General features: G+C 61.8%; 20 protein-coding genes and 2 pseudogenes. 3 read left to right on the forward strand and 19 right to left on the reverse strand.

Going from position 1 to position 23,400, the window contains the following annotated elements; translation table 11 throughout:
- Positions 1-18: 18 nt before the first annotated feature.
- From XH89_RS38030 to XH89_RS38040, 3 genes are read right to left on the reverse strand one after another with little or no spacing between them, the layout of a single operon-like run.
- Positions 19-1,797 carry an FAD-dependent oxidoreductase gene (locus XH89_RS38030; RefSeq protein ID WP_232995567.1) on the reverse strand — a complete coding sequence of 593 codons (1,779 nt, stop codon included), beginning with the start codon at positions 1,795-1,797 and terminating at the stop codon, positions 19-21.
- 32 nt (positions 1,798-1,829) lie between these two features.
- Positions 1,830-2,612, reverse strand: coding sequence for a phosphoenolpyruvate hydrolase family protein (locus XH89_RS38035; RefSeq protein WP_245478030.1), 783 nt, complete (start codon positions 2,610-2,612; stop codon positions 1,830-1,832).
- Between the two features lie 53 nt (positions 2,613-2,665).
- Positions 2,666-3,901 carry a Tm-1-like ATP-binding domain-containing protein gene (locus XH89_RS38040; protein ID WP_232995565.1) on the reverse strand — a complete coding sequence of 412 codons (1,236 nt, stop codon included), beginning with the start codon at positions 3,899-3,901 and terminating at the stop codon, positions 2,666-2,668.
- A 656-nt stretch (positions 3,902-4,557) separates the two neighbouring features.
- On the opposite strand from XH89_RS38040, the gene XH89_RS38045 reads away from it, so the two are divergent.
- Entirely contained in the window at positions 4,558-5,055 is a 498-nt protein-coding gene (locus tag XH89_RS38045; RefSeq protein ID WP_232995564.1) for a hypothetical protein, read from the forward strand.
- Positions 5,056-5,067: 12 nt separating this feature from the next.
- On the opposite strand, the gene XH89_RS38050 is transcribed toward XH89_RS38045, so the two are convergent.
- The 8 genes from XH89_RS38050 to XH89_RS38085 form a co-directional block, all read right to left on the reverse strand.
- Positions 5,068-6,843 (reverse strand): phosphoenolpyruvate hydrolase family protein, encoded by a 1,776-nt coding sequence (locus XH89_RS38050; RefSeq protein WP_128929487.1) that lies wholly within the window; start codon positions 6,841-6,843, stop codon positions 5,068-5,070.
- 34 nt (positions 6,844-6,877) lie between these two features.
- Positions 6,878-7,987: an ABC transporter ATP-binding protein gene (locus XH89_RS38055; protein WP_128929486.1), complete on the reverse strand. Its 1,110-nt coding sequence runs from the start codon at positions 7,985-7,987 to the stop codon at positions 6,878-6,880.
- Positions 7,987-8,811, reverse strand: a complete 825-nt coding sequence (locus XH89_RS38060) for an HAD-IIA family hydrolase (RefSeq protein ID WP_128955161.1) — start codon at positions 8,809-8,811, stop codon at positions 7,987-7,989. The genes XH89_RS38055 and XH89_RS38060 overlap by 1 nt, the downstream gene beginning before the upstream one ends.
- On the reverse strand, positions 8,804-9,574 hold the full coding sequence (locus tag XH89_RS38065; RefSeq protein ID WP_128929484.1) for an SDR family NAD(P)-dependent oxidoreductase: 771 nt from the start codon (positions 9,572-9,574) through the stop codon (positions 8,804-8,806). The genes XH89_RS38060 and XH89_RS38065 overlap by 8 nt, the downstream gene beginning before the upstream one ends.
- On the reverse strand, positions 9,571-10,512 hold the full coding sequence (locus tag XH89_RS38070; RefSeq protein WP_128929483.1) for a ribokinase: 942 nt from the start codon (positions 10,510-10,512) through the stop codon (positions 9,571-9,573). The genes XH89_RS38065 and XH89_RS38070 overlap by 4 nt, the downstream gene beginning before the upstream one ends.
- On the reverse strand, positions 10,509-11,369 hold the full coding sequence (locus tag XH89_RS38075; protein ID WP_128929482.1) for a carbohydrate ABC transporter permease: 861 nt from the start codon (positions 11,367-11,369) through the stop codon (positions 10,509-10,511). Before XH89_RS38075 ends, XH89_RS38070 begins: the two co-directional genes overlap by 4 nt.
- Positions 11,370-11,380: 11 nt before the next feature.
- Complete coding sequence (locus tag XH89_RS38080) at positions 11,381-12,316, reverse strand: carbohydrate ABC transporter permease (RefSeq protein WP_232995562.1); 936 nt, start codon at positions 12,314-12,316, stop codon at positions 11,381-11,383.
- A gap of 86 nt (positions 12,317-12,402) precedes the next feature.
- Entirely contained in the window at positions 12,403-13,788 is a 1,386-nt protein-coding gene (locus XH89_RS38085) for a sugar ABC transporter substrate-binding protein (RefSeq protein WP_128929481.1), read from the reverse strand.
- A gap of 373 nt (positions 13,789-14,161) precedes the next feature.
- Between XH89_RS38085 and XH89_RS38090 the strand changes: the two genes are divergently transcribed.
- Entirely contained in the window at positions 14,162-14,317 is a 156-nt protein-coding gene (locus XH89_RS38090) for a hypothetical protein (protein ID WP_164933596.1), read from the forward strand.
- 146 nt (positions 14,318-14,463) lie between these two features.
- Here XH89_RS38090 and rpe read toward each other — a convergent pair whose 3' ends face one another.
- The 8 genes and pseudogenes from rpe to XH89_RS38125 form a co-directional block, all read right to left on the reverse strand.
- Positions 14,464-15,147, reverse strand: coding sequence for a ribulose-phosphate 3-epimerase (rpe, locus tag XH89_RS38095; RefSeq protein ID WP_128929480.1), 684 nt, complete (start codon positions 15,145-15,147; stop codon positions 14,464-14,466).
- Positions 15,144-16,094, reverse strand: a complete 951-nt coding sequence (gene cbbX / locus XH89_RS38100; RefSeq protein ID WP_128955160.1) for a CbbX protein — start codon at positions 16,092-16,094, stop codon at positions 15,144-15,146. Before cbbX ends, rpe begins: the two co-directional genes overlap by 4 nt.
- A gap of 104 nt (positions 16,095-16,198) precedes the next feature.
- Complete coding sequence (locus tag XH89_RS38105; protein ID WP_128929478.1) at positions 16,199-16,606, reverse strand: ribulose bisphosphate carboxylase small subunit; 408 nt, start codon at positions 16,604-16,606, stop codon at positions 16,199-16,201.
- A 12-nt stretch (positions 16,607-16,618) separates the two neighbouring features.
- Positions 16,619-17,686, reverse strand: a pseudogene (locus XH89_RS41530) (ribulose-bisphosphate carboxylase large subunit); the annotation flags it as partial.
- A gap of 57 nt (positions 17,687-17,743) precedes the next feature.
- A pseudogene (locus XH89_RS41535) lies at positions 17,744-18,295 on the reverse strand (type I glyceraldehyde-3-phosphate dehydrogenase); the annotation flags it as partial.
- The gene (gene tkt, locus XH89_RS38115) at positions 18,292-20,322 is read right to left on the reverse strand and encodes a transketolase (protein ID WP_128955158.1); all 2,031 of its coding nucleotides are present in this window, start codon (positions 20,320-20,322) and stop codon (positions 18,292-18,294) included. The gene tkt and the pseudogene XH89_RS41535, both read right to left, overlap by 4 nt.
- Before the next feature lie 16 nt (positions 20,323-20,338).
- Positions 20,339-21,214, reverse strand: coding sequence for a phosphoribulokinase (locus tag XH89_RS38120; RefSeq protein ID WP_100233973.1), 876 nt, complete (start codon positions 21,212-21,214; stop codon positions 20,339-20,341).
- Positions 21,215-21,226: 12 nt separating this feature from the next.
- Positions 21,227-22,264, reverse strand: coding sequence for a class 1 fructose-bisphosphatase (locus tag XH89_RS38125; RefSeq protein ID WP_128955157.1), 1,038 nt, complete (start codon positions 22,262-22,264; stop codon positions 21,227-21,229).
- 180 nt (positions 22,265-22,444) lie between these two features.
- Here XH89_RS38125 and XH89_RS38130 point away from each other — a divergent pair, with 180 nt between their 5' ends.
- Positions 22,445-23,362 carry a LysR family transcriptional regulator gene (locus XH89_RS38130; protein WP_232995648.1) on the forward strand — a complete coding sequence of 306 codons (918 nt, stop codon included), beginning with the start codon at positions 22,445-22,447 and terminating at the stop codon, positions 23,360-23,362.
- Positions 23,363-23,400 lie beyond the last annotated feature (38 nt).

Below are 23,400 nucleotides of genomic sequence, written 5' to 3' on the forward strand. Positions count from 1 at the left end.
CGCCCCATGCAAACGATGTCAAGCTCCAGAAGCGGCAGCCTTTGTCTTTTGCTGCGTCGCCGATAGGATGGCGTTGACAGCCCGGTACGCGAACACAATCGCAGGCCCGATGGTGATGCCTGCTCCTGGATAGATGCCGCGCATCGGGGATGTCATGTCGTTGCCGCAAGCGTAAAGGCCCGCGATGGATCTTTCCTGCCCGTCTAGGACCTGGCCGCAAGTGTCGGTTGCCAGGCCGGTGGCCGTGCCGAGCGTTGCCGGAACGATTGGAAGCGCGATAAACGGGCCTGTCTTGATGGGTCCGAGATTTGGGTTTTTCTTGCTCACGGCCGGATCGCCGAGCGTGCGATTAAAGGCGGATTCACCGCGTTTGAACAGCGGATCGCGCCCCTCAGCAGCGTGCGTGTTGTGCTCTTCGACGGTCTTTTCAAGCGCAGCCGGATCTAGCCCCAGCTGTTTGGCAAGTTCAGGAATTGTCCGGCCGACCTTGATGTACCCAAGGCGCGCATATTTTCCGATCCTCAAGGTCCAGGGCCAGGGCAGCAGATGTCCCATACCTCTCAACCGTACGAACTCCAGGTCGCAGATGAAGTAAAATCGCTTATCTGCCGGATAGCCGCTGGTGAACATCGCCAGGCAAATGTCGTGATACGAATTGGATTCGTTGACGAAACGCTTGGCATCCGGCCCCACTGCGATGACGCCGGGACGGCCGCGATCGAGCCAGCCATAGGGGACCACTTGGGAGGAGCTGCCGCTCTTGAGAATTGAGACGGGAGTCCAAAAGCCGGCAGAGGCGACATTGTTGTCAATCGCAGCTCCAAGCCTGGACGCCAGGGAAATGCCATCGCCCACAACGTCCACATGGGCCAGCGTGTCATCGTGCTGGTGGGGACCGCTGAGGCTGGCTCTTAACTCTGCGCTGCGAGCAAATCCGCCCGTTGCGAGGATGACGCCATGCGAGGCGCGCACGCGAAGGTCGGAACCGTTCCGCTTGACGACGGCTCCGGTGACACGCCCATCTTCCCTGATCAGCTCTATCAGCGGGGAGCCAGGCCATATCTCGACGCCGTGCTTGCGCAGACTGACGACCAGGCGCGCGATCAGGGCGTTCCCTCCGCTGAGCTCTGTCCCGCGCCTGTGGCCCAGCCGGTCACGCGCGTAGCGACCGACACGCCGCAAGACGTGTCTGAGGGCGGCAAAGGATTGGAAGGGATTGAGGAAGCTTCTGACCTCGCTGGATGAGATCATCATTCCACCAAGCACAACCCGGATGGGATCGCCGATCAGATCGAAATCGGCTCCGAGAAGGCGCCCATCATAGGGAGCCGGGCTCAGTGCCCGGCCCTTGTCGACGCCGCCGATCTGGCTCGAATGATAATCGGGCGCCGAGGCCAGCGTGAAGTTGACCTCTGTCCCGTCCTCAAGGGCGGCAAGTGCAGCTGGGCCGTCCTCGAGATAAGCATCGATGAAGCCTGCCCGGTAATAGGTGCCAAGTTCGTGCTGCAGGTAGGTCCTTGCCTTCGCAAGCGAGTCGTCGATCTTCGCTGAGCGCGCCTGGGGTGAGCAAGGAACCCAGATCATACCATTGGAAAGAGCTGTCGTGCCGCCGAGCCGGGCGGATTTTTCGCAGACAGTGACGCGCAGTCCTGCTTTTGCCGCATAGAGGGCGGCCGAGAGCCCGGCTGCACCACTCCCGACTACGAGAACGTCGGTTGCCCATTCGTGATCCGCCCTTGCGCTTCGGGCGATCGCCACGGTCATGCCCTTGCTTGATTGGCCCATCGGTGTGTCCATTCCAGCCTCGCTGCGATTTCTTGGAACTGAGGTCAGTGATGTTGGGGAAGCGGGACGGCTTTGAATTCCTCGGCTGCCGCCTTTACTGCCCGTTCGATCGGAATTCGTTCGATGGAGGAGGCGCCGACAAATCCGACGCATTGCGTCGACCGGTACACCTCGGCCGTATCCGCGGGCTCTGCGATCGCACCACCATGGCAGAGCAGGACAACGTCGGAGCGCCCGCTCCTGGCCGCGGCGTTGATGTCGTTGATGCGATTGATCGCGTCTTTGACCGACCGCCCTTCCTCATGGCCAACGAGCCCGCCCCGTGTGGCGCCGACATGAGGGATGATGCAGTCGGCCCCGGCGCTTGCCATCGCCTTGGCATCGTCCGGGTTTGCGACATAGGCGAGCGAGAAGATGTTCTTCTTGCGCGCAGATGCGATCATCTCGACTTCGCGTTCGAAGCCGAGCCCGACGCGGCCGCGGCGGTCGCGCCATTTGTCGCCCATGGTCGAGATGGTGGGATAGTTGATCACGCCTGAGAAGCCGGCCGCCCAGAATTTGTCGAGCAACGCATCGAGATCGAGCCGAACGGGATCCCAGGCCTCAACGCCGCCGATCACGGGGATGGAAGAGACAACGTTGCGGATTTCTGCGGCAAGCTCGAGCGTGCGCGCGTTGGAGTCTCCGATCCGGCTGGTCGGAAGCCCCATCAGGCGCGACAGCCCGGTAGAGTAGACCACCAGCATGTCCGCGCCCCCGAGGACAGCGCATTTGGCCACCAGGCCGCAGCTGCTGCCTGCGGCAAGAACCGCTCTGCGCTCGGCCACCTGGCTTGCGATCTTCGCTAGGATTTCGCTTCGCTCAAACATCCGCATCGCAGTCAGCCTTCCTGCGCCAATTGCTCGAGGATCCAACTCGCGGCCGCCTCGGCAAATTCGGGATCGTTGATGTGACAGTTCAATTCGCGCACCGTGATTTTGGGCGGCAGATTGTTCTTGACCGCGTCCAGCCAAGCGCGGTCGGCATTGCAATCACGGAACACGCCGCCGTCGCGGTCGTAGTCGGAGACGCCTTTCGCCGGCCAGAGCACGATGGCTGGCGCTTCGGCCCGCGACAGCCGCTCGGCCGTAAGCCGGCCGATGCTTGCGTTTTCGGACGGAGTTGTGCGCATGAGCGTGGTGTAGCGAGTATGGGAGTAGAACTGGCGGCAGCGAAACTGATCGGGGACGCTGGATGGTGGACCAAAATTGACCATGTCGACTGCGCCTGGCGCGACGACCTGCGGGATTGATCGATCCGCGGCTGCCTTGAGCCGATCCGGTCCGGCGCTGGCGGTGCCACCGACGATTTCGTCAGCAAGCTCGGTTGTGGTCAGATCGATTACAGCGTCAAACTCACCGGCCGCGATTAGCTGTTCCATCTTGCGCCCGCCGGCCCCGTTAGCGGGGAAAACGATCGCATCGAGGCCGGCCTCTCCAAGACGTCTTACGCATTGATTGGCCGCCGGCGTCGTAACTCCGAAGGCCGTGATGGCGACGATTTTCTTCCGTCTCCTCTGACGGGATGGCTCATATTGCATGGCGGCCACGGCGCGGCCGGCATTGTCCAGCACGCGTTGGGTGAAGGCGTTGATCCCGAAGAGGTCGACAAGGGTCGGATAGAGGATGATGTCGTTATGGACGGCCAGTTCGGCGAGCAGTGCGGGCCTGGCGCTACTCACAAGGAGCTTCGGGAAGCCATATGGTAAATCGCGGACGACTTCGCCAAAGACGGCGCTGCCCTTGCCACCCGCAATTCCGACAATTGCGCTGATCGCGCCTGATTGGCGAAGATCATCGACCATTTTGCGGGCCGATTGGGCAATGTCGTTCAAGAGCTCGACGGGAGAAACGGCGCGGCCGCCATCTGTCGGCTCTTTGTCCGACCCTGCCTTGGACGTACCGACGTCTAAGACCACCGTCGTGCGGCCCAGGCCTTCGATGACGTTTCGGAGATAAGATGCTTCTGCGCCCTTCGTATCGAGCGTCGCCACGATTGCAACGGCGCCAGCGGCTCCGACCTTGGGCGAGCGCCCAAGCCTGGCCGACTTCGCGTCGTCGGTGCAATGGTGCGACACGATCTTTCCTCTCCGATCCTGCTTGATACGAATGGTCTAAACGCGGCCGAGACGCTCAATAAGTGCCGCGCCGGGGAGAGTTGGGTAATATTGGGTAGATGTCTCGAAGCGCTCGGGAGCGCACCGGTGGCTCTAGCCAAGGTTGCCTGTCCTGTCTGCGGCGTGTCTTCCCCTCTCCTCTTCCGGCATCTTCTGTCCGGCGTCCTTTCGGGCCCATGAGACGCACGCGGTGCGCAGCAGGCGAAGGTCATCTCCGCCAGCCCTTGGGACGCTGTTTCACCCATTGCAAAAAGTGCCAAGTGGCGGGCGGGTGGACAGCTCGCGCGGTTCAATGCCTGTGAATTGAATTCTAAAAAGAGACCGCTGCTGGAGCTCTCCAACAGCGGCGTAAGTCGAGGGAGGAAGCAGACGAGGCCGGCCTGCCAGCGGATAGATGAGACGTCGTCGGAAGCCTGACGTGCCTAGATGTCGTGCAGATCTCTAGACCGAACTGAAATGCCGTATAAGATCAGTGCGATGTTTAAATGGGTAAGATTGGGTAGAGGCGGTTGAAGCAAAGAGCAGTCGGCGAGCTCATTTCAAGCAGGTCGGACACGCGCGAGGGTTATTGCCTAGCAATCTATGCGCCGGCTTTAGGGAGCCTTCCGGAAGGCTCCATGCTGGTCATGGCGACCTTGCCCGTCGTTGACTGGAACGATTGTCTGTTACGGGATCTGCGCACGTTCCGAAAGGAGAGATCTGCGGGTGTTTACGCCGCGATCGTCATGATCGATCCCTTCGCGTGCTGGGAGGATCTTGCCGATGCGTTGAAAGAGGCCGGGATCAAGGGGATCATCAACTTCCCGCCGGCGTCTCTCATTGAGCGGTCAACGACAGGGACGCCCATTGAAAGCGGACAGGAGATCGAGCTTCGACGTCTGGAATGGTTTGCCAATTTGGACTTCAGGGTGTTGTTCGCGACGGACGACATCTCTAAGACCGCAATGGCCGAGCGGCGCATCGGCTCGCATCTGGCCGGCCTGGTCCAGATGCCGGAAGAAGCGCTCAAGTTCGTGATTGGCGATGGCGTCGATTTGGTAAGCGCCGGGAAGCGAGGAGCGCCGGTGGCGAAGTTCGCGCTTCTGAGCGGCACGAAGCCGCCAGCGCGAAAATAATGAGGAGCAGAGCTACTCCAGGATCCGCAGCTTCTTGATCTTGTTGTAGAGGGTCTTCCTGGAGAGTCCAAGGGACTGGGCAGTTTTTCCGCGGTGGAGCTTGTTTCGTTTCAGCCCTTCGATGATCCACTCGCGCTCGGAGAACACATTTGTCCGTTTCACGGCCGATGACGCGGTCAGCAAAGGCCTTAGGACGTCAGCCGTAATGTGTGACAGTTGCAGCGTCACCAGCTGGTTGACGATTTGGCGCAACTCTCGCAGGTTTCCCGGCCAATCATGCCCGGCAAGCGCCAGGAAGGCAGAATTCTCTATTCCCAACGTCGGCGCGTTTGAATCTCCCTTCGCTTCCACCGTGAAATGCTGGACCAGTTGGGGAAGGTCTTCGAGCCTGTCCGGCAAGGCCGGCAGGGCAATGTCAAGCCCGGTAAACAGGGCAAGAAGCCGAGGACAGAGCACGGTTTGAAGGCTGGCGCTGCGAGCAATTGTCGCTGTTGCAATGATCCGTGCGTTGGACCGCACGACCGATACCCCGTTCAGGGGTGCAAAACCGCCGGTCTCGAGGTAATCAGCAAGACGCTCCTGGCCATCCCGCGGCAGTTGATCCAGATGCAGCAGCAGGACGGCAGTGCCGTTTGCAGCTTCAAGAATCGATAGTTGGCGCTTCCTGGTCTCGTCGCGCTCCGCGCCGAACAATGCACCGATGTTGCCCGCTGCCGGCCCCGCGCGGCACTGGAAGAGCGCAGCCTTTGTATGTTTGCGGTCGCTGAAGCTGTGAACGAGATTCGCTATCCTGCGTTTTCCCGAGCCCGTTTCGCCCCACACGAGCACAGGATTAGGATTGGCAGCCAGGCGTTTGGCGGTCTCGAGCACCCGCTTCATGACTGAGGATTGGGCAATGACGCCGTGCCTGAACCCGCTCAATTGGAGCTGACGCTCGAGCAGATCGACTTTCTCGCGCAAGAGATGAATCGTCTTGAACCCGGATGTGACCTCGAGGACCGACATCTCCAACGGGACCCGGTCCAGCGAAGAGCCGCCTATGAAGCCCTGGACGCCCGTTTCGCGGCAGATATCGAGGAGTTCGTCCGGCTTTGTAATGGGTCCGCCGCCGAGTAGACAGATGACGTTCTTGTCGGTGGAGTGCGCCACCCGTGTCACGGCGCTGGTCCGCGCTGCGAGCTCGGACTGGCTGATCGATGGATCAGATCCGCTTTCGACGCTGCGATTGAGATTGAAGTTGATGCAGATCGCCTCAATGCCTGCCTCGACCATGCGCCGCGCTTCGGCCTGGGAGCGGGTATAGGCAATCGTCATCAAACCGCGTTGACGGGCTTTTGTTAGAAGTTCGATTTCTCGCTCGTAGCCGAGGCCAGATTTCTCGAGCAAGGACCTTCTAAAATCGTCGATGTGGATGACGGAGGGGAAATTGGTAACCCCTGTAAAGCCCCATCGGATGATCCGGTCGAGGAAGCGATCGAGATCGAGGCGCGGATCGAAGGTGCATGCGCCGAAAAAGACCGGCAGTTTGGTGCTGGGCAGGATCTCGGTTCGGCCGAATCCGGCGACGAATTCGTTGCTATCGCGGATGGGCAGGATCGAGGCTGGCGAGGAGCCGCCCATGGCGCGAAAACGGCCAGCGTTGAGCGCAAGGACAAAATCTGCACCCGCCCGTTCGGCCGCCCTTGCGGTCATGCCCGAGCCGATGCCTGCCCCGAGCACGAATGAACGGGAATTGCGGAAGAACTGCCTGATTCCTGCGTTCTTGACCTGCTCTACCCGGTTGTGCATACCGGCCGCCCCTCCTGTGCGGCAGGCCCGAAAATTAGCTCCAATTTGCCGGTGCGTGCAACCGCTGCAGGGCCTTGCCGTTGGCCGTGAACAGGTGGCAATCGGCTGGTGAAGCCGCAAGGCGGACCTTGCCAGATCGTTTGGCTGGCTCGAGCCGTGGCGCTTTGGCGACCACGGCTTCCTTGCCCGCGTTGCCGTAGATGTAGGTGACGCTGCCAAGGTGCTCGACGAAATCGACGTCCAGCTCGAGAGCGATCTCTTTGTCTTCTGCCGGCTGCGAGAAATCATCGGGACGGATCCCGAGCGTGATCGGCTTGCCGACCAGCAATTGATCCGGCCGAACGGGGACCGAGACGGTCGAGCCCGCGTCAAGCCTGACCTCCACCCCTGTCTCGTGCGCGGCCTCGATATGACCGCCCAAAAAATTCATCTTAGGCGAGCCAATGAAGCCGGCGACGAAGCGCGACGCCGGGTAGTGATAGAGCTCGTGGGGGCTCCCCACCTGCTCGATATTGCCGTCCTTGAGCACGACGATCTTGTCAGCCATGGTCATGGCCTCGACCTGATCGTGAGTGACGTAGATCATGGTGTTTCCAAGCTGCTCGTGGAGCTTGGCGATCTGGACCCGCATCTGCACCCGCAGCTCGGTGTCGAGGTTGGACAGCGGCTCGTCAAACAGAAACACCTTGGGCTCGCGGACGATGGCCCGCCCGATCGCCACGCGCTGGCGCTGGCCGCCGGAGAGCTGCCGTGGCTTGCGATCGAGCAAATGGTCGATCTGCAATAAGGACGCGGCCTCAGCGACACGCTTCCCGATCTCCGCTTTCGTCGCTTTGGCCATCCGCAAGGGGAAAGCCAGGTTTTCCCGGACGGTCATGTGCGGATAGAGGGCGTAGCTCTGGAACACCATGCCTAGATTGCGGTCGGCCGCGTCCACGTCGTTGACGAGCTCATTGTCGATGAAAAGCCGTCCTCCGCTAATCGGCTCGAGACCGCCGATCATGCGCAGCAGGGTCGACTTGCCCGACCCTGAAGGCCCGACGAAGACGACGAATTCGCCGTGATCGATGGTGAGGTCGATATTGCGCAGGATCTGGATAGTGCCATAGGCCTTGTTGAGGCCTTCCAGGCGAACATTGGCCATCACGCTCTCCTCTGCCGTACGGTGTCTACACCAGCCTTCACGGCGATTTCTGAAAGGCTGGACACGGTAAAGTCGGCTGGCAGCAGCGCGGCGTCCTTGCGAGGTGGGACGCCTGTCGTGACGAGCACGGCAGGAAGGCCGGCGCGCTTGCCGGCCTGGATATCTGTCTGTATCTGGTCGCCGATCATCAATGTGGATTGACGTGGCGTTCCAAGCCGCGAAAGCGCGGCTTCGATCATGTGCGTCTCGGGTTTGCCGACGATCAGAGGCTGGACTTGAGTTGCGGCTGCAACTGCCGTGATCATGGCCCCTGCCCCTGGTTCGAAGCCGTCCGCAGTCGGCAAGAGAAGATCAGGGTTTGTGCCTATGAACACGGCGCCGCCCAGGATAGCCGCAGCAGCAATTCGCAGCTTGTCATGCGTAATCTGGCGGTCGAGCCCCATCACCACGACTTCAGGCTTCGCATCGGTGACTTCGAGGCCCGCCTCCTCGATCGCTTTGGCAAGGGATGGCGCGCCGATGACAAAGGCCCGTGTCAGTTTCGGGTATTGGGCGCGAATGAGCGCCGCGGCCGTGATGGCGCTCGTCACGACCTGCCTCGGGGAGATCGAAAGCCCGAAACCTCCGACCTTGCGCACAACATCTTCCGGCGTGTGGGTCGAATTGTTAGTGACGAAGCAGAAGGGAAGTTTTGCCCGCTGCCAGCTCTTGAAGGCTTCGATGGCGTCCGCGATCGCGGCGTTCCCCCGGTAGACCACGCCATCCAGATCGGAAATGACACCGGCGATCTCGGGCCATTGAAGCTGAGTGCCGGACTTAGCCATTCATCAGCATCCCGCCGTTCACGTGAACGATCTGGCCGGTCATGTAGGAGGCCGCAGGGCTTGCGAGAAACACGGCAAGGCCGGCAATGTCGTTCGGCAATCCAACCCGTCCCAATGGGATTCGGCCGCTATGGCGGGCTTCCGTCTCCTCACGCGGACGGCCATGCATGGGGGTGTCGATGATCCCCGGTGCGATTGCATTCACATTGATCTTGAGCGGCGCGCATTCATAAGCAAGGAGCTTTGTGATGTCGTGAACGATTGCCTTGGAGAGGCAATAGTCCGCCCCTCCGGCCTGATAGTTGAATACGGCGCCTTGCGAAGACAAGGAGGAACCGACATTGACGATGCGGCCGCCCTTGGTTGTCATGAAGCGCTCGATCGCGAGCTTCGAGCAGCGGAGGATTGCGACCGAGTTGATCTGGATTGTGCGTTCGATCTTGTCGGCCGCCCCGCTGAGGAGCGGCTGGGCAGATTTAACGCCGGCATTGTTGACGAGCACGTCGAGCCGGCCGAATCGTTTTCCGATCTCCTCGAGCACGCGCGCCACGTCCTCTTCGCGCGAAACGTCCATGGCCATCGGCAACACGCCATTGCCATGGGGAAGTCCTACCAATGTCTGCCTGAGGCTTTCGAGATTGGCGTCGGTGGCAACGACGTTGGCCCCTCCTGCCCGAAACGCATTCACAATGGCAGATCCGATGCCGCCCCCTGCCCCTGTCACGAGCACCGTTCTGTCTGAGACTGAGAACTGTTCGGTCATTCCAACTCCAAGATCGTTTGTGATTTGAGGAATTCATCGACCTCTGCTGCCAGCGGCATTGAGGCCTGCGCCCCGCGGCGCGTTACGCACAGGGCAGCAACGGCTAGTGCTCGTCTGACCGAATCCCTCAGAGGCAGGCCTTGAGCGAGCGAAGCGGCAAAAGCGCCATTGAAGGCGTCCCCGGCGGCCGTGGTATCGACGACTTTGACGGGAAAGGCACGCAGCGCAAACGAGTGCGCCGCGTCGGCATAGAAGGCGCCCTGCGCTCCCAGCGTGATCAGTGCGGCTTTGGGTCCGAGGTGCAGAAGCTTGGACGCCGCCACTGCGGCGCTGTCGAAATCGGTCACCTCTACCCCGGTCAGCTCGAAGGCCTCGGTCTGGTTGGGGGTCACGTAATCGACTTGTCGCCATGCCGCCGGCGAAAGCCCGGGTCTGACCGGCGCCGGATTAAAAATGAGTTCGAAGCCCTTCTCGCTTTTCATTTCAAAGAGCCGGTTGAGGGCGGAGATGGGCAAGCCCATTTCGGCAACAACGAGCGCGCCTGGCGCGATGAATGCGGCCGCGCTCTCAACCATGGCCGGCATCACATTCAGATTGGCGCCCGGATCGATCACGATCATGTTCGAACCGTCGTCTCCCACCAGGACGAGGGCCGAGCCGGAGACCTCACCGGCACAAATGGTGATGGCCTCAGCACGGACTCCGGCTTCGCGCAGTGACTGCAAGAGGGACTGGCCAGCCTCGTCCCCGCCAAGACGGGTGTAGAATAGGGGCTTCAGTCCAAGCCGTGCGGCCGCTACGGCTTGATTGGCGCCCTTCCCTCCAGGATTGCGGTTCAATTTGCCCATCAAACTTTCACCCGGCGTTGGCAGCCGCTCGACATTGAAGCAGAGGTCGAGATTGGTCGTTCCAAAGAACATCAAGGGCCTGGGATTCATTTTACTGCCCCGAAAGTGAGACCACGTTCGAGGTGGCGCTGGCCCATCACGATCAAGATCACCGGAATGATCATGGTAACGACCAGTCCTGCAGCCATGACGGGATAGAACTGCACCCCCGGATTGAGCAGCTTGAGTAGCGCGACGGTCACCGGCGCCTTGGTGGAGCTCAGGATCAAGCCGAGCGCGAAGTTGTGCCAGGCCAGCAGAAAGATCAGCAAGGAGGCGCCGATCAGGCCGGGCTTGAGAAGCGGCAGCACGATATGCAGAATGACCCTGACAGGTTTGGCCCCGTCCATCGCTGCAGCCTCCTCGATGTCCTTTGGAATATCCTCGATGTAGGAGCGGCTCAACCACACGATCATAGGCAGCGTGACGACCTGGTAGACCCAGATCATGCCGAGATAGGTGTCGTAGAGTCCGATGGTCTGGAACACGTTGAAGAGCGGGATGACGACGAGCAAGGCCGGGGCGAACCTGAAGCCAAGAATGAAGAAGGCGATGTCCTCCTTCATCGGGATGTCTCGCCTTGCCAGAACGTAACCGGCGGGCACGCCAAGGAGCATTGAGACGAAAACAGATCCGAGCGCGATGGCGACGCTATTTGTCACTGGCGTGAGGAAATCAACCTTGATGGTGCCATAGCTTGTCGCGCCGGCCTGCGCGGCGTCGAACAGCACCCGGAAATTCTCAAGCGTCGGCGAGAAGATGAACTTGGGCGGCCAGGCCATGACCTCGCCCTGCTGTTTCAACGACATCAGCAGGATCCAGATCAGCGGAAAAGCGAGAGTGAGCGCGCAGATGCCAACCAGCAGATTGAGAGCGATATTTGTCGATCCTGAGCGATTTAGGCGCATGTCGCGTCTCTTCAGCTAACGCGTTGTCGGACGTATCGCCACAACTTGACCGTGAGGAACGCTCCGGCCAGGACGATGATCCAATTGACGACCATGAGGGCCGCGCCCCGGCCGAAGGCGAGGTTCTGGAATGCGGTGATGTAGGCGCGCACGGAAAGAACGGAGGTGCTGTTGCCGGGACCGCCTTGCGTCGTTCCGAAAATGATGTCGAATTGATTGAGAGATTCGATCAGACGGAAGACCGCAGCAATCAGGATGTAGGGCGCGATCAACGGCAGCTCGATGTAGAGGAAGGTTGCCCAGCCCTTTGCACCATTGACGCGCGCGGCCTCCCTGATCTCCTCATTGATGCCCTGGAGGCCGGCGAAGATGATCAGCGTGAAAAAGGGGGTGTAAGTCCATATGTCGATCAGGACGAGGGAAATCATCGCTGTCGCGGGATCAGAAATCCATGCAAACCGGCCCATTCCTACAAGCGACAGCAGATAGTTCAGGATGCCGCTCTGCGGATCCATCATCGTCGTCCACATCAAGGCAACGCTCATGGGCGGAAGCACGAGTGGCAACAGAATGACCGGCCGCATCACGCGTGCCAGGAACACTTCGGTGGCAAAGAGCTTGGCGAGGGCAACGCCGAGCACGGCTTCCGCAAGGACCGCTGAACCAGCGTAGACAAGTGTTGCTCGGACGCTATTCCAGAAGTCGTCTGTCTTGATCAACGCGGCGTAATTGGTAAGGCCAATAAAGTGGACCAGTGGCCGGCCGAACTTGAGATCCGTCAGGGACTGAAATACGCCGTAGAAGAACAGGAACAGAAAGCCAAGAAGGATCAAGACCGCCGGCGCGATCGCGGCGATGCTCCACCAGTCAAGGCGCGGCGGGCTGGCACTCTTGGCCGCGCCGTCTTGCGCCGAAGCGAGTTGGCTCACTGAAGACTGCAGCGTCACGATTGCGTCTAATCCTGAAGAATACATTTCAACTGACATCGAAATCCAAGGGGGCGGCATGCAAGCCTACCACCCCCTTTGGGACTTCACATCGACGAACGGATCTCGGAGGCAAGGTCGGTCAGCGTTGCCTTCACATCCGCTCCATTGACCATCTTCTGCATCGCCACCGCCCAGGCATTCATTGCCTCGGCGAAGCCGACGCGGGCCGTAAAGGCGAGTTGCGCCTGGTCCTGCACAGTCTTGAACGTCTCGACGAAGTTGTTGAATTCAGGCTTTGCGGCGTATTCGAGCCAGGCCTTGTCGCTCCAGGTCGATGCGCGCGGAGAGTTGACGAGCTTGCCCGCAACGGCACCGTTCAGCTCGACCTGCTTGGAGGTCGCCCATTGGATGAAGAGCCAGGCCGCGCCCTTCTTCTGGGAGGCGGCGTTCATGGCCAGAGACCAGATCCAGATGTTGGATTCGAAGTTCTTGCCGTTCGGTGCGCGCAACGGTGGTGCAAAGGCGATCTTGCCGGAGGCGGGCTTGCCGGCGACGTCGTTCCAGAAACCGAACATGTTGGAATCGATCGCCATGGCGGTCCGCCCTGAATTGATCCCTTCGACCACCTGGTACCAATTGTCATTGGCAAAGGAGGGAGCAGCGCATTTCTTGATCATGTCGACATAGTCTTTGTGGAAGGCGATCGACTCTGGCGAATCCAGGCCCGTGTCGAGTTTGCCGTCTTTGACGACGAAATCGTGCACGCCATAGGACCTCGCAATCGAGATCGCAGCCGTGTGGATGCTGCTCCAGAACCTTACGCCGCGAACGCCGAGAGGCGTGATGGTGGGATCGGCAGCTTTGAGTTTCTCACAAGCGGCCGACATCTCCGGCGGGGTGCTCGGGACTTTGATACCGTGCTTGTCCAGCACATCCTTGCGGTAGAACAACTGGATGTTCTCGAAGCCATGGGGGATCGCCCAGACCTGCCCGCTGCCGGCCTCGATCTGGCCCTCCTTGACCTTCCATGTCAGCGCTTCGCGCAAGGCTGGGAAGAAGTCCTTGTAGTCGTAGGCTGCAGAGGTGAGCTTTGAATCGTTTAGATAGCGATCGAGCGGTTCGAGCAGTTGGCCCGGGGCAAGGTCCCAGGCGGGCTGGATGCCCGTGCCGACGACATCCCAGCTTGGCGATTTCGTGCTGAGCTGGATCGTTAGCTTATTCCAATAGGCATCATCCGGATAAAGCTCCGGCGTCACCTTGATGCCGGTGAGTTTCTCGAACTCGGGCAGTTGAGCCGCAACAGCGTCAGCATAGGGGTGAATATCGTAGGCCCAGACGATGGACGTGCCTTCGAATTGCCGCCAGTTGATGTCTTCTGCGTAGGCCTGGGTGGCAGCCAGTGCCGCCCCGGCGCACACGGTGGAGTTAATGAGAGCTTTTTTGATAAGTTGAGCCGAATGACCGCAAACAACGGCTAGCGTCCTTGGCATGATTCCCTCCGATGGGCTCTTTGGCCCGCAAACCACGCGCCCTCTCCTCTAGCAGAGGCCGTGGTAGGCGAAGGCTATGCGCCATTCTAACGGGCTAAGCGGCTTTTGACACAGAGTTTGGGTAAGGTTGGGTAAGAGCCAGAAATCGGGGTTTCTAAAATAAGATCGGCTGGCCGCGACGAGGCTACGCAATGCGAAGCGCCAGTGGACGCTTCAACAGCACTTTTGCAGGCATACGAAAACGATCTGAAAAAAGCCTCCGCCAGACATTTGGTCTAGGCAGAGTAGCCTCTCATGCTTGCAATGCTGGCCCGATGACGCTGTTCTCAGTATAAATTGCTTTCAGTCTGGCATTGCCAATTGGAGTTGCAGGATGATCGCGCAAATCGCAAGAGTCGTTTCCAGCACGGTCAGAAAACCAGCTGAGGACGGCGATACTCTCAAGATTCTTGGTATATTTTGTGGAGCAGGCCTTCTGCTCTCTCTACTCGTCGCAATGGCTTTTGCGCTCGACTTGACGCCTTTGTGATGGTTCAGCGGTTCATCACGATGAGGTCGAGCCGAGCAGTTCCCACTAAAGCGCACGGCAGAGGAATTCACCGCGACGGCCCCATCGTCCCTCCGGCATAGCGCCTAGCCGCCGCGTCCTGCGTGTTTGTTGACCCATGCCGAAGTCTAACTCGGGGACCGGCCAACCCTAGTTGCCATTCGTAGGCCCGCGATATTGGTGGCGTACTCGGCAGCGATATTGCCGCCAAACAGGGCTGAACCCGCCACCAACGTGTCGGCCCCAGCCTCCACGACGGCGGCAGCATTGTGGCACGTGATACCACCATCGACCTGAAGGCGGATCGGGCGATCGCCGATCATGGCGCGAATGCGCCTGATCTTGGGGATCTGGCACTCCAAAAACGCCTGGCCACCGAAGCCCGGATTGACGGTCATGACAAGCACCAGATCCAACCTATCGAGCACATATTCGATTGTACCCTCCGGCGTCGACGGACACAGGCTTACGCCCGCTTTCTTGCCGAGCGCGCGAATAGCCTGCAGCGAACTATCGAGATGTGGACCGGCTTCCGCATGAATCGTGATGATGTCGGCACCGGCTTTGGCAAAGCCTTCAAGATAAGCGTCGACGGGCGCTATCATGAGGTGAACGTCAAACGTCTTCGTGGTGAACGGCCTCACCGCCTTTATCACGTCCGCACCGAAACTGATGTTCGGCACGAAGTGCCCGTCCATGACATCGCAATGGATCCAGTCAGCGCCGGCTGCGTCGATCGCCGCGACCTCCTCGCCGAGACGCGCGAAATTCGCCGCCAGGATCGAGGGAGCAATGACGATATCCCTGGTCATGGACATTTGCTCCCGGTCGCCTGCTCGCTGCCAGCTCCGCCGCTGAACACGCGGCTCGCCAATACGTCGGAGGGATCGATGGTTTCGAGATCAGCGATCTCGAGCATCCGGTCGAGATCGGAGACCAGCCGATCGGCCTGGCGCAACCGGATGCGATCGACAGCGTTGCGGACCGAGCGCGCATTGGAGAAGAACGGCTGAGTCCGGCGCAGCACAATGTATCTTTCGAACGACTCGCGTGCCGCGGCCGAGAAGCGGTAGCCGCGCTCCCTCAGCATAAGCTCGGCAATGTAGAGCAGCTCCGCCTCCGAATAGTCGGGAAACTCGATGTGGTGGGCGATGCGTGATCGGAAGCCTGGATTGGAGGCAAAGAAACTGGTCATCCGTTCGCCATAACCCGCGAGAATGACGACGAGATCCTCGCGCTGGTTTTCCATGACTTGCAGCAAGATCTCGATGGCTTCCTGACCATAGTCGCGCTCGTTGTCGGGCCGGTGCAGGTAATAGGCCTCGTCGATGAACAGTACGCCGCCCATCGCCTTCTTCAGGATCTCCTTGGTCTTCGGCGCAGTGTGACCGATATACTGACCGACAAGGTCGTCGCGCGTCACCGAGATCACCTGTCCGCGCCGCACGAAGCCGAGGCCGTGCAAGATCTTCGCCATGCGCAGGGCGACGGTAGTCTTACCGGTGCCGGGATTGCCGGTGAAGGACATGTGCAGCGTCGGGGCCGAGGAGACGAGCCCGGCCCGCTGCCGGATCCGCTCAATCAACAGGAGCGAAGCGATCTGCCGCACCCGCTGCTTGACGGGCTTCAAGCCGATCAACTCTTGTTCGAGCTGGTGCAAGGTCTCCGTGATCCCCGCCGCCTCGGCCTCCTTGCGCAGGTCAAACGCAGTAGGCACCTCATTGACCTCAATGGTCGTCGTGTGCGGCACATCCAGCATCTTGGACCTCGAATAAAGAGGCTTCGCCGCCGCAAATGACGGCGAAGCAGTTGTCCGCCAGGGAGTCGGAGCGGGGAGAAAGAGTCGCTCCGAGCGGAAAGCGACTAAGAGGAAGCCGGCTGAGGTTGCCGGTGTACGGTGGTGTAACGTACCGAGCGTACGGCCATCTCCTGGCGCACCAGCTCGAACTCAGCCTCCTTCGCGGGCCGGTTGACGAGGAACGAGATGCGCACCGACTCCCAGCCATGGCTGGAATCGAATCCCGAGACGCGGATGTAGCGGTCGCCATACACCCTGCGGCATTCGGCGAGCTCCATCATCACGCCGGCAGCGTCCGCGAGATCGAACATCGGCAGACCCCACATCTCCCAATAGGTGTTGCGGGGATGCGGGTCGTCGGTGAACTCGATGTTCACCGCCCAACCCTTGCTCAGGCAATATTGCACCTGCTTGGTAATCTGCTCGTCGCTGAGATCGGGCAGGAAGGAGAAACAGCCTTGGGTCAGTTTCATCTTTGCTCTCCTTTAGACAGCGGCGAGCGCCGTCGGCACGAAGTCCGGCGTGTCGGTGGATTGATAGTTGAAAGTGACGTCTTTCCAGGTCTCCAGCGCGGCCTTCAGCGGCGTGCAGGTCGCTGCGGCCTTGGCCAGGATCTCTGGGCCTTCGTGAACGTAGTCACGTCCCTCGTTGCGAGCGAGGATCATCGCTTCCAGCGCCACCCGGTTGGCGGTCGCCCCGGCCTGGATACCCATGGGGTGGCCGATGGTCCCGCCGCCGAACTGCAGCACGACGTCCTCGCCGAGCAGGTCGAGCAGCTGGTGCATCTGGCCGGCATGGATGCCGCCGGAAGCCACTGGCATTAGCTTATTCAGGCTCGCCCAGCTCTGGTCGAAGAACACGCCGTGCTCGAGCTTCATCGGGTTGAAGTCGTCGCGGCAGATGTCGTAATAGCCGCGCGTGGTGTTGGGATCGCCCTCGAGCTTGCCGACGACCGTGCCGGCGTGGATGTGATCGACTCCGGCGAGCCGCATCCATTTGGCGATGACGCGGAACGACACGCCATGGCTCTTCTGGCGCGTATAGGTCGAGTGACCGGCGCGGTGCAGATGCAGGATCATGTCGTTGCGGCGCGCCCATTTCGCCATCGACTGGATCGCGGTGTAGCCGATCACGAGGTCGATCATGACCACGACCGAGCCGAGCTCCTTGGCGAACTCCGCACGCTCGTACATGTCCTCCATGGTCGCGGCCGTGATGTTGAGATAGGTGCCCTTCACCTCGCCCGACGCCGCCTGCGCGCGGTTGACGCCTTCCATGCAGTAGAGGAAGCGGTCGCGCCAGTGCATGAAGGGCTGCGAGTTGATGTTCTCGTCGTCCTTGGTGAAGTCGAGCCCGCCCTTCAGCGCCTCATAGACCACGCGGCCGTAATTGCGGCCCGAGAGGCCGAGCTTCGGCTTGATGGTGGCGCCGAGCAGCGGCCGGCCGAACTTGTCGAGCCGCTCGCGCTCGACCACGATGCCGGTGGCCGGCCCCTGGAACGTCTTCACATAGGCGACCGGCAGCCGCATGTCCTCGAGCCGCAGCGCCTTCAGCGCCGCGGCGCGGGCGCGATAGAGGTCCTTGTGGAACGTATCGAGCGTCGGCTGGTCGCCGGTGTAGGAGTGGATCGTGGTCATGAACCCCTTCTCGATCCCGACGGCGTCGTCCAGCACCTGAGCGAGCGGCGCGAGGCAGTTGGTCGAGCACGAGGCGTTGGAGACCACGATGTGATCGCCGGTCAGGGCGAGATGATTGACGCCGAACACGACGGTGAGATCGACCTCGCTTGCCGGCGCCGAGACCAGCACGCGCTTGGCACCGGCCTGGATATGTGCGGCGGCTTTCTCACGCGAGGTGAACAGACCGGTGCATTCCAGGGCGATATCGACACCGAGCGCACGATGCGGCAGCTGCGCCGGGTCCTTGATCGCGGTCACCTTGATCGGGCCGCCGCCGACGTCGATCGTATCGCCGTCGACCTTGACTTCGCCGGGAAAGCGGCCGTGGACCGAGTCGAAGCGCAGCAGATGCGCATTGGTCTCGACCGGACCGAGGTCGTTGATCGCGACCACCTCGATGTCGTTGCGGCGGGACTCGGCGATCGCACGCAGCACGTTGCGACCGATCCGGCCAAATCCGTTGATGGCGACACGCAAGCTCATGCTGTTCTTCCCTGGTTCCGACGTGCGACCGAGCGCCTGGCCGCTTCTGCGATGCTCTGCGGTGTGATGCCGAATTCGCGGTACAGCACGGGCGCCGGCGCCGAGGCACCGAAGCTGCGCATGCCGACGAACTCACCGTCGGCACCGATCCAGCGATGCCAGTCGCCGACAACCGCTGCCTCGACGCCGACGCGCGGCGCCGTGCCGAGCACGGTGGCGCGGTAATCGTCCGGCTGCTCCTCGAACAAGGCGAAGCAGGGCGCGGACACCACGGCCGCGCGGATGTGCTCGGTCGCGAGCAGGCGGGCTGCTTCCAGCGCAATCGAGACTTCCGAGCCGGTCGCGATCAGCGTCACGTCACGGCCGCCGTCGGGCGAGACGACGAGATAGGCGCCGCGTGCGACGCGGTTCTTGCCGCGGGCATCGCTGCGGAAAGTTGGCAGCGCCTGACGCGACAGGCACAGCACGGACGGGCGATGCTCGGAGCCGAGTGCGCAGTCCCAAGCCTCCAGCGTCTCGACCGCGTCGGCGGGACGGAACACCAGCAAGTTCGGGATCACCCGCAGCGCGGCAAGGTGTTCGACCGGCTGATGCGTCGGGCCGTCCTCACCGAGCCCGATGGAGTCGTGCGTCATCACGTGGATAACCCGCAGCCGCATCAACGCTGCGAGCCGGATCGCGGGACGGCTGTAGTCGGAGAAGGCGAGGAACGTGCCGCCATAGGGAATGAAGCCGCCATGCAGCGCGAGGCCGTTCATTGCTGCAGCCATCCCGTGCTCGCGGATACCGTAGTGGATGTAGCCACCGGCGAACGCACCGGCTTTAACGGGGGTCTGCGCCTTCGCCTGCGTCAGGTTCGAATGCGTCAGATCCGCCGAGCCGCCGACCAGTCCGGGAATGGTGCTGGCGATGCCGTCAAGCACCTGCTGCGAAGCCTGCCGCGTCGCCAGCTTCGGCCGTTCGGATGCGAAGCGCTCGCGCAACTTCGCCGCGGCGAGCACATAGGCAGCAGGCAGGGCAACCGCCCTACCTTCCACGAACAAATCGCGCTGCTCGGGCGTTGCGCGCTCATAACGATCGAGCCAGGCGAGTCGCTCGACCTGCCCGCGCTGTCCGATCATCCGCCACGCCTTGAGCACCGGGATCGGCACCACGAAAGGCTGATAATCCCAACCGAGCGCGCGGCGCGCCGCCGCGGTCTGCTCGGTGCCGAGTGGCGCACCATGCGCCTTCTCGGTGCCCTGCCGATCAGGCGCCCCATAACCAATGATGGTGCGGCACGCGATCAGCGACGGCTTGGCGGTCTCCCGCTCCTCCGCGATCGCCTGGGCCACGGCTTCTGGATCGTGTCCGTCGACACGGCGCACCGACCAGCCGGAGGCCGCGAAGCGCGCGAGATGATCATCCGATGTCGCGAGCGACGTCGGACCGTCGATGGAGATGCCGTTGTCGTCGAACAGCACGATCAAACGGCCGAGCCCGAGATGACCCGCGAGCGAGATCGCCTCCTGGCTGAGACCTTCCATCAGGCAACCGTCGCCCGCGATCACGTAGGTGAAGTGATCGACGAGGCCGTCGCCATGCCGCGCATTGGCCATGCGCTCGGCAAGCGCCATGCCGACCGCGGTCGCAATCCCCTGCCCCAGCGGACCCGTCGTGGTCTCGACTCCCGGCGTGTGGCCGTATTCGGGATGGCCCGGCGTCTTCGAGCCCCACTGCCGGAACGCCTTGATGTCATCGAGACTGAGGTCGCCGCCGGTCAGGTGCAGCAGCGCATAGAGCAGCATCGAGCCGTGGCCCGCCGACAGAACGAAGCGGTCGCGGTCCGGCCAATTGGGATGCGCCGAGTCGAATTTCAGGAAGCGCGAGAACAGCACGGTCGCGACATCGGCCATACCCATGGGCAGACCTGGATGGCCCGACTGCGCGGTCTCGATGGCATCGACCGCGAGGAAGCGGACGGCGTTGGCGAGATCGTTATGCGCGACTGCCGTGATGTCGGCTTCGGCGTGGACGGAGATATTCATCGGTGTCTCTCCTCGTTCACTTCAGGCTGCGCTTGCGCTCGATCAACTGCATGATCAGCGGCGTCAGAATCAGCTGCATGGCGAGATCGAGCTTCGCGCCGGGACAGACGATCGAATTGGCGCGCGACATCCAGCTCTGCGGCAGCATCGAGAGCAGATAGGGGAAGTCGATGCCGCGTGGATTCTTGAAGCGGATCACGACCATCGATTCGTCCGGCGTCGGGATCCAGCGCGCGATGAACGGATTGGACGTGTCGACCGTCGGCACACGCTGGAAGTTGATGTCGGTCTCGGTGAATTGCGGGCAGATGTAGTGGATATAGTCGGGCATCCGCCGCAGGATGGTGTCGGTGACCGCCTCGGTCGAATAACCGCGCGCGCTGCGGTCGCGGTGCAGCTTCTGAATCCATTCGAGGTTGATGACGGGCACGACGCCGATCTTGAGATCGGCATAGCGCGCGACATTGACCTTGTCGGTGACGACGGCGCCGTGCAGGCCCTCGTAGAACAACAGGTCGGAGTTCTCCGGCAGCTGCTTCCAGTCGGTGAAAGTACCGGGCGCCGTGCCATGCAGCGCGGATTCCTCGGCGTCGTGGACATAGTGCCGCGTCACCGCCGTACCGGTCTCGCCGTAGTCGCGGAACGCGCGCTCCAGCTCCTCGAACAGGTTGGTCTCGGGACTGAAATGGCTGAAATGCTTGTTGCCGCGCTCGGCCTCTTTCGCCATCTGCGCGCGCATCTCGGCGCGGTCGTAGCGGTGGAAGGCGTCGCCTTCGATGTAGGCGGCATTGACCTTCTCGCGGAAAAAAATCTGCTCGAAAGTCTTCTTGACCGAGGTGGTGCCGGCGCCGGAGGAGCCGGTGATGGAGATGATCGGATGCTTCCTGGACATGGGACACCTCGCTCAGAGCCGGAAGAATCCGCGCCGCGCGAACAGCGGCGCAGAGACGCTGGCGACCAGCACTGGATCGCAATGAAGCTCCTCGACGCGCCGCACCTCGTTGCTCGAGCCCATGATCAGGGGCACGCGCTGATGCAGGCTCTGCGCGGAGAGGTCGAGGATGCGCTCGCGTCCCGTGGAGGCGGAGCCGCCGGCCTGCTCGATGATCATGGCCATCGGATGCGCCTCGTAAGTCAGGCGCAGGCGGCCCTCGCCGTAGCCGGGGCGCGCGTCCGAAGGGTAGAGGAAGACGCCGCCGCGGGTGAGGATTCGGTAGGCCTCGGCAACCAGCGAGCCGACCCACCGCATGTTGAAATCATGGTTGGCGGGGCCTTCGACGCCTGCGAGGCATTCGTCGATGAAGGCGCGCACCGGCGGATCCCAGTGCCGACGGTTCGAGGCGTTGATCGCGAACTCCTCGCAGGCCTCGGAGATCTGCACGCCGCTGCGGGCGAGACGGAAGCAGCCGGCCTTGTGATCGAGCGTGAAGATGTCGACGCCTTCGCCGAGCGTCAACACCAGCGAGGTCTGCGGCCCGTAGGTGACGAAGCCCGCCGCAAGCTGCACTGATCCGCGCTGGTGAAAGGCGAGCGAGAGGTCGTCGGGTGCCGGCAGGATCGAGAAGATCGTCCCCACCGTCATGTTGATGTCGATGTTGGAGGATCCGTCGAGCGGATCGATCGCGATGCAGACGCGGCCCTCGCGGTCGCCGATCTGGGGTTCGCGCATCTCCTCCGACGCCAGCGCCGCGATCGGCAGCTTGCTGAGGCAGCGGCGCAGGATCGCATCGGCCTGGACATCGAGGTCGCGCTGGATGTCGCCGTCGCTGTTGCGCTCCGTGGTCAGGCCAGAGGCGTCAGCGAGATCACCTGACGCGATGAGGTCGGCGATTTCGATGGCCGCCGCCGCGATGGCATCGACTGCGGCCGCCACGGCCAGCGCATGCGGCGCGGTCTCGGAATACCGTTGAAGGTGATCGTCCAGCCTGAGTTGCCCAGTCATCTGCGTCCATCCCCTTGGCCGGCGCCGCAGCCATGCCCTCCCCTCTGAAGGTCGGTCGCGGTCAGTCCCAGCACCAGGAGATTGACAGGGACAGATTAATAAGGAAAATTTCTATTCGTAATGAGCACCAAAGAATTTTCTTATAATTGACCCGGACAGGCGGCTGCACAGCTCCGGCATCTGACGATCAGGCAGCTGCGCTCGCTCGCGGCGCTGTCGGCCAAGGGCAGCGTGACGGCGGCCTCCGGCCATCTTGGGCTGACCCAGCCGGCCGTGACCCAGCAGCTGCGGCAACTTCAGGACCTCGCCGGCCTGCCCTTGGTGCAGCGGACCGGCGACGGCATGCAGCTGACCGCGGCGGGCAAGGAAGTGTTGGCGCTGGCCGAGCGGGTCGAGGCCGCGATCGCGGACTGCCAGGGCGCGCTCGACCTGCTCGCCGGACGGAGCGGCGGCGCGGTGCATCTCGGTGCGGTCTCGACCGCTAAATATTTCGTGCCGCATGCGATCGCGGCGTTCTCCAAGCGCTACCCCAAGATCGAGATCAAGCTGACGATTGGCAATCGCGATGAGATCCGCGCAGCCATGCACGGTTATGATCTCGACTTCGCGGTGATGGGCCGGCCACCCGCCGACGTCCACGTCGACGTGCGCCAGCTCGGCCGCAATCCGCACATCATCGTCGCCCGCAGGGGACATTGGCTGGAAAAGGACCGAGGACTCAGTCTGACCGACCTTGTGCACGAGACCTTTCTCACTCGCGAGCCGGGCTCGGGCACGCGAACACTAATGGAGGGCATGTTCCAGAAATCGGATCTCGAGCCAATCATCGGCATGGAGATGAGCAGCAACGAGACCATCAAGCAGGCTGTTATCGCCGGGCTCGGCATCGCCTTCATCTCGGCGCACACCGTCGCGCACGAGCTCGGCGAGGGCCGCCTCGTCGTGCTCGACGTCGCGGGCCTACCAATCGTGCGGCAATGGTACGTGATCCGCCGCAGTGACAAGGTCCTGCTGCCGCCGGCGCAGGCTATGTTCGATTTTCTTGGCTCTGAAGGGTCGAATTATTTGCCGTACCTACCTGAACTCGGCGGGCGCTAAAGCAAGATCCGGAAAAGTGTGAAGCGGTTTTCCCAAAA

The organism is Bradyrhizobium sp. CCBAU 53340 (genome assembly GCF_015291645.1).
Taxonomy (GTDB): Bacteria; Pseudomonadota; Alphaproteobacteria; order Rhizobiales; family Xanthobacteraceae; genus Bradyrhizobium.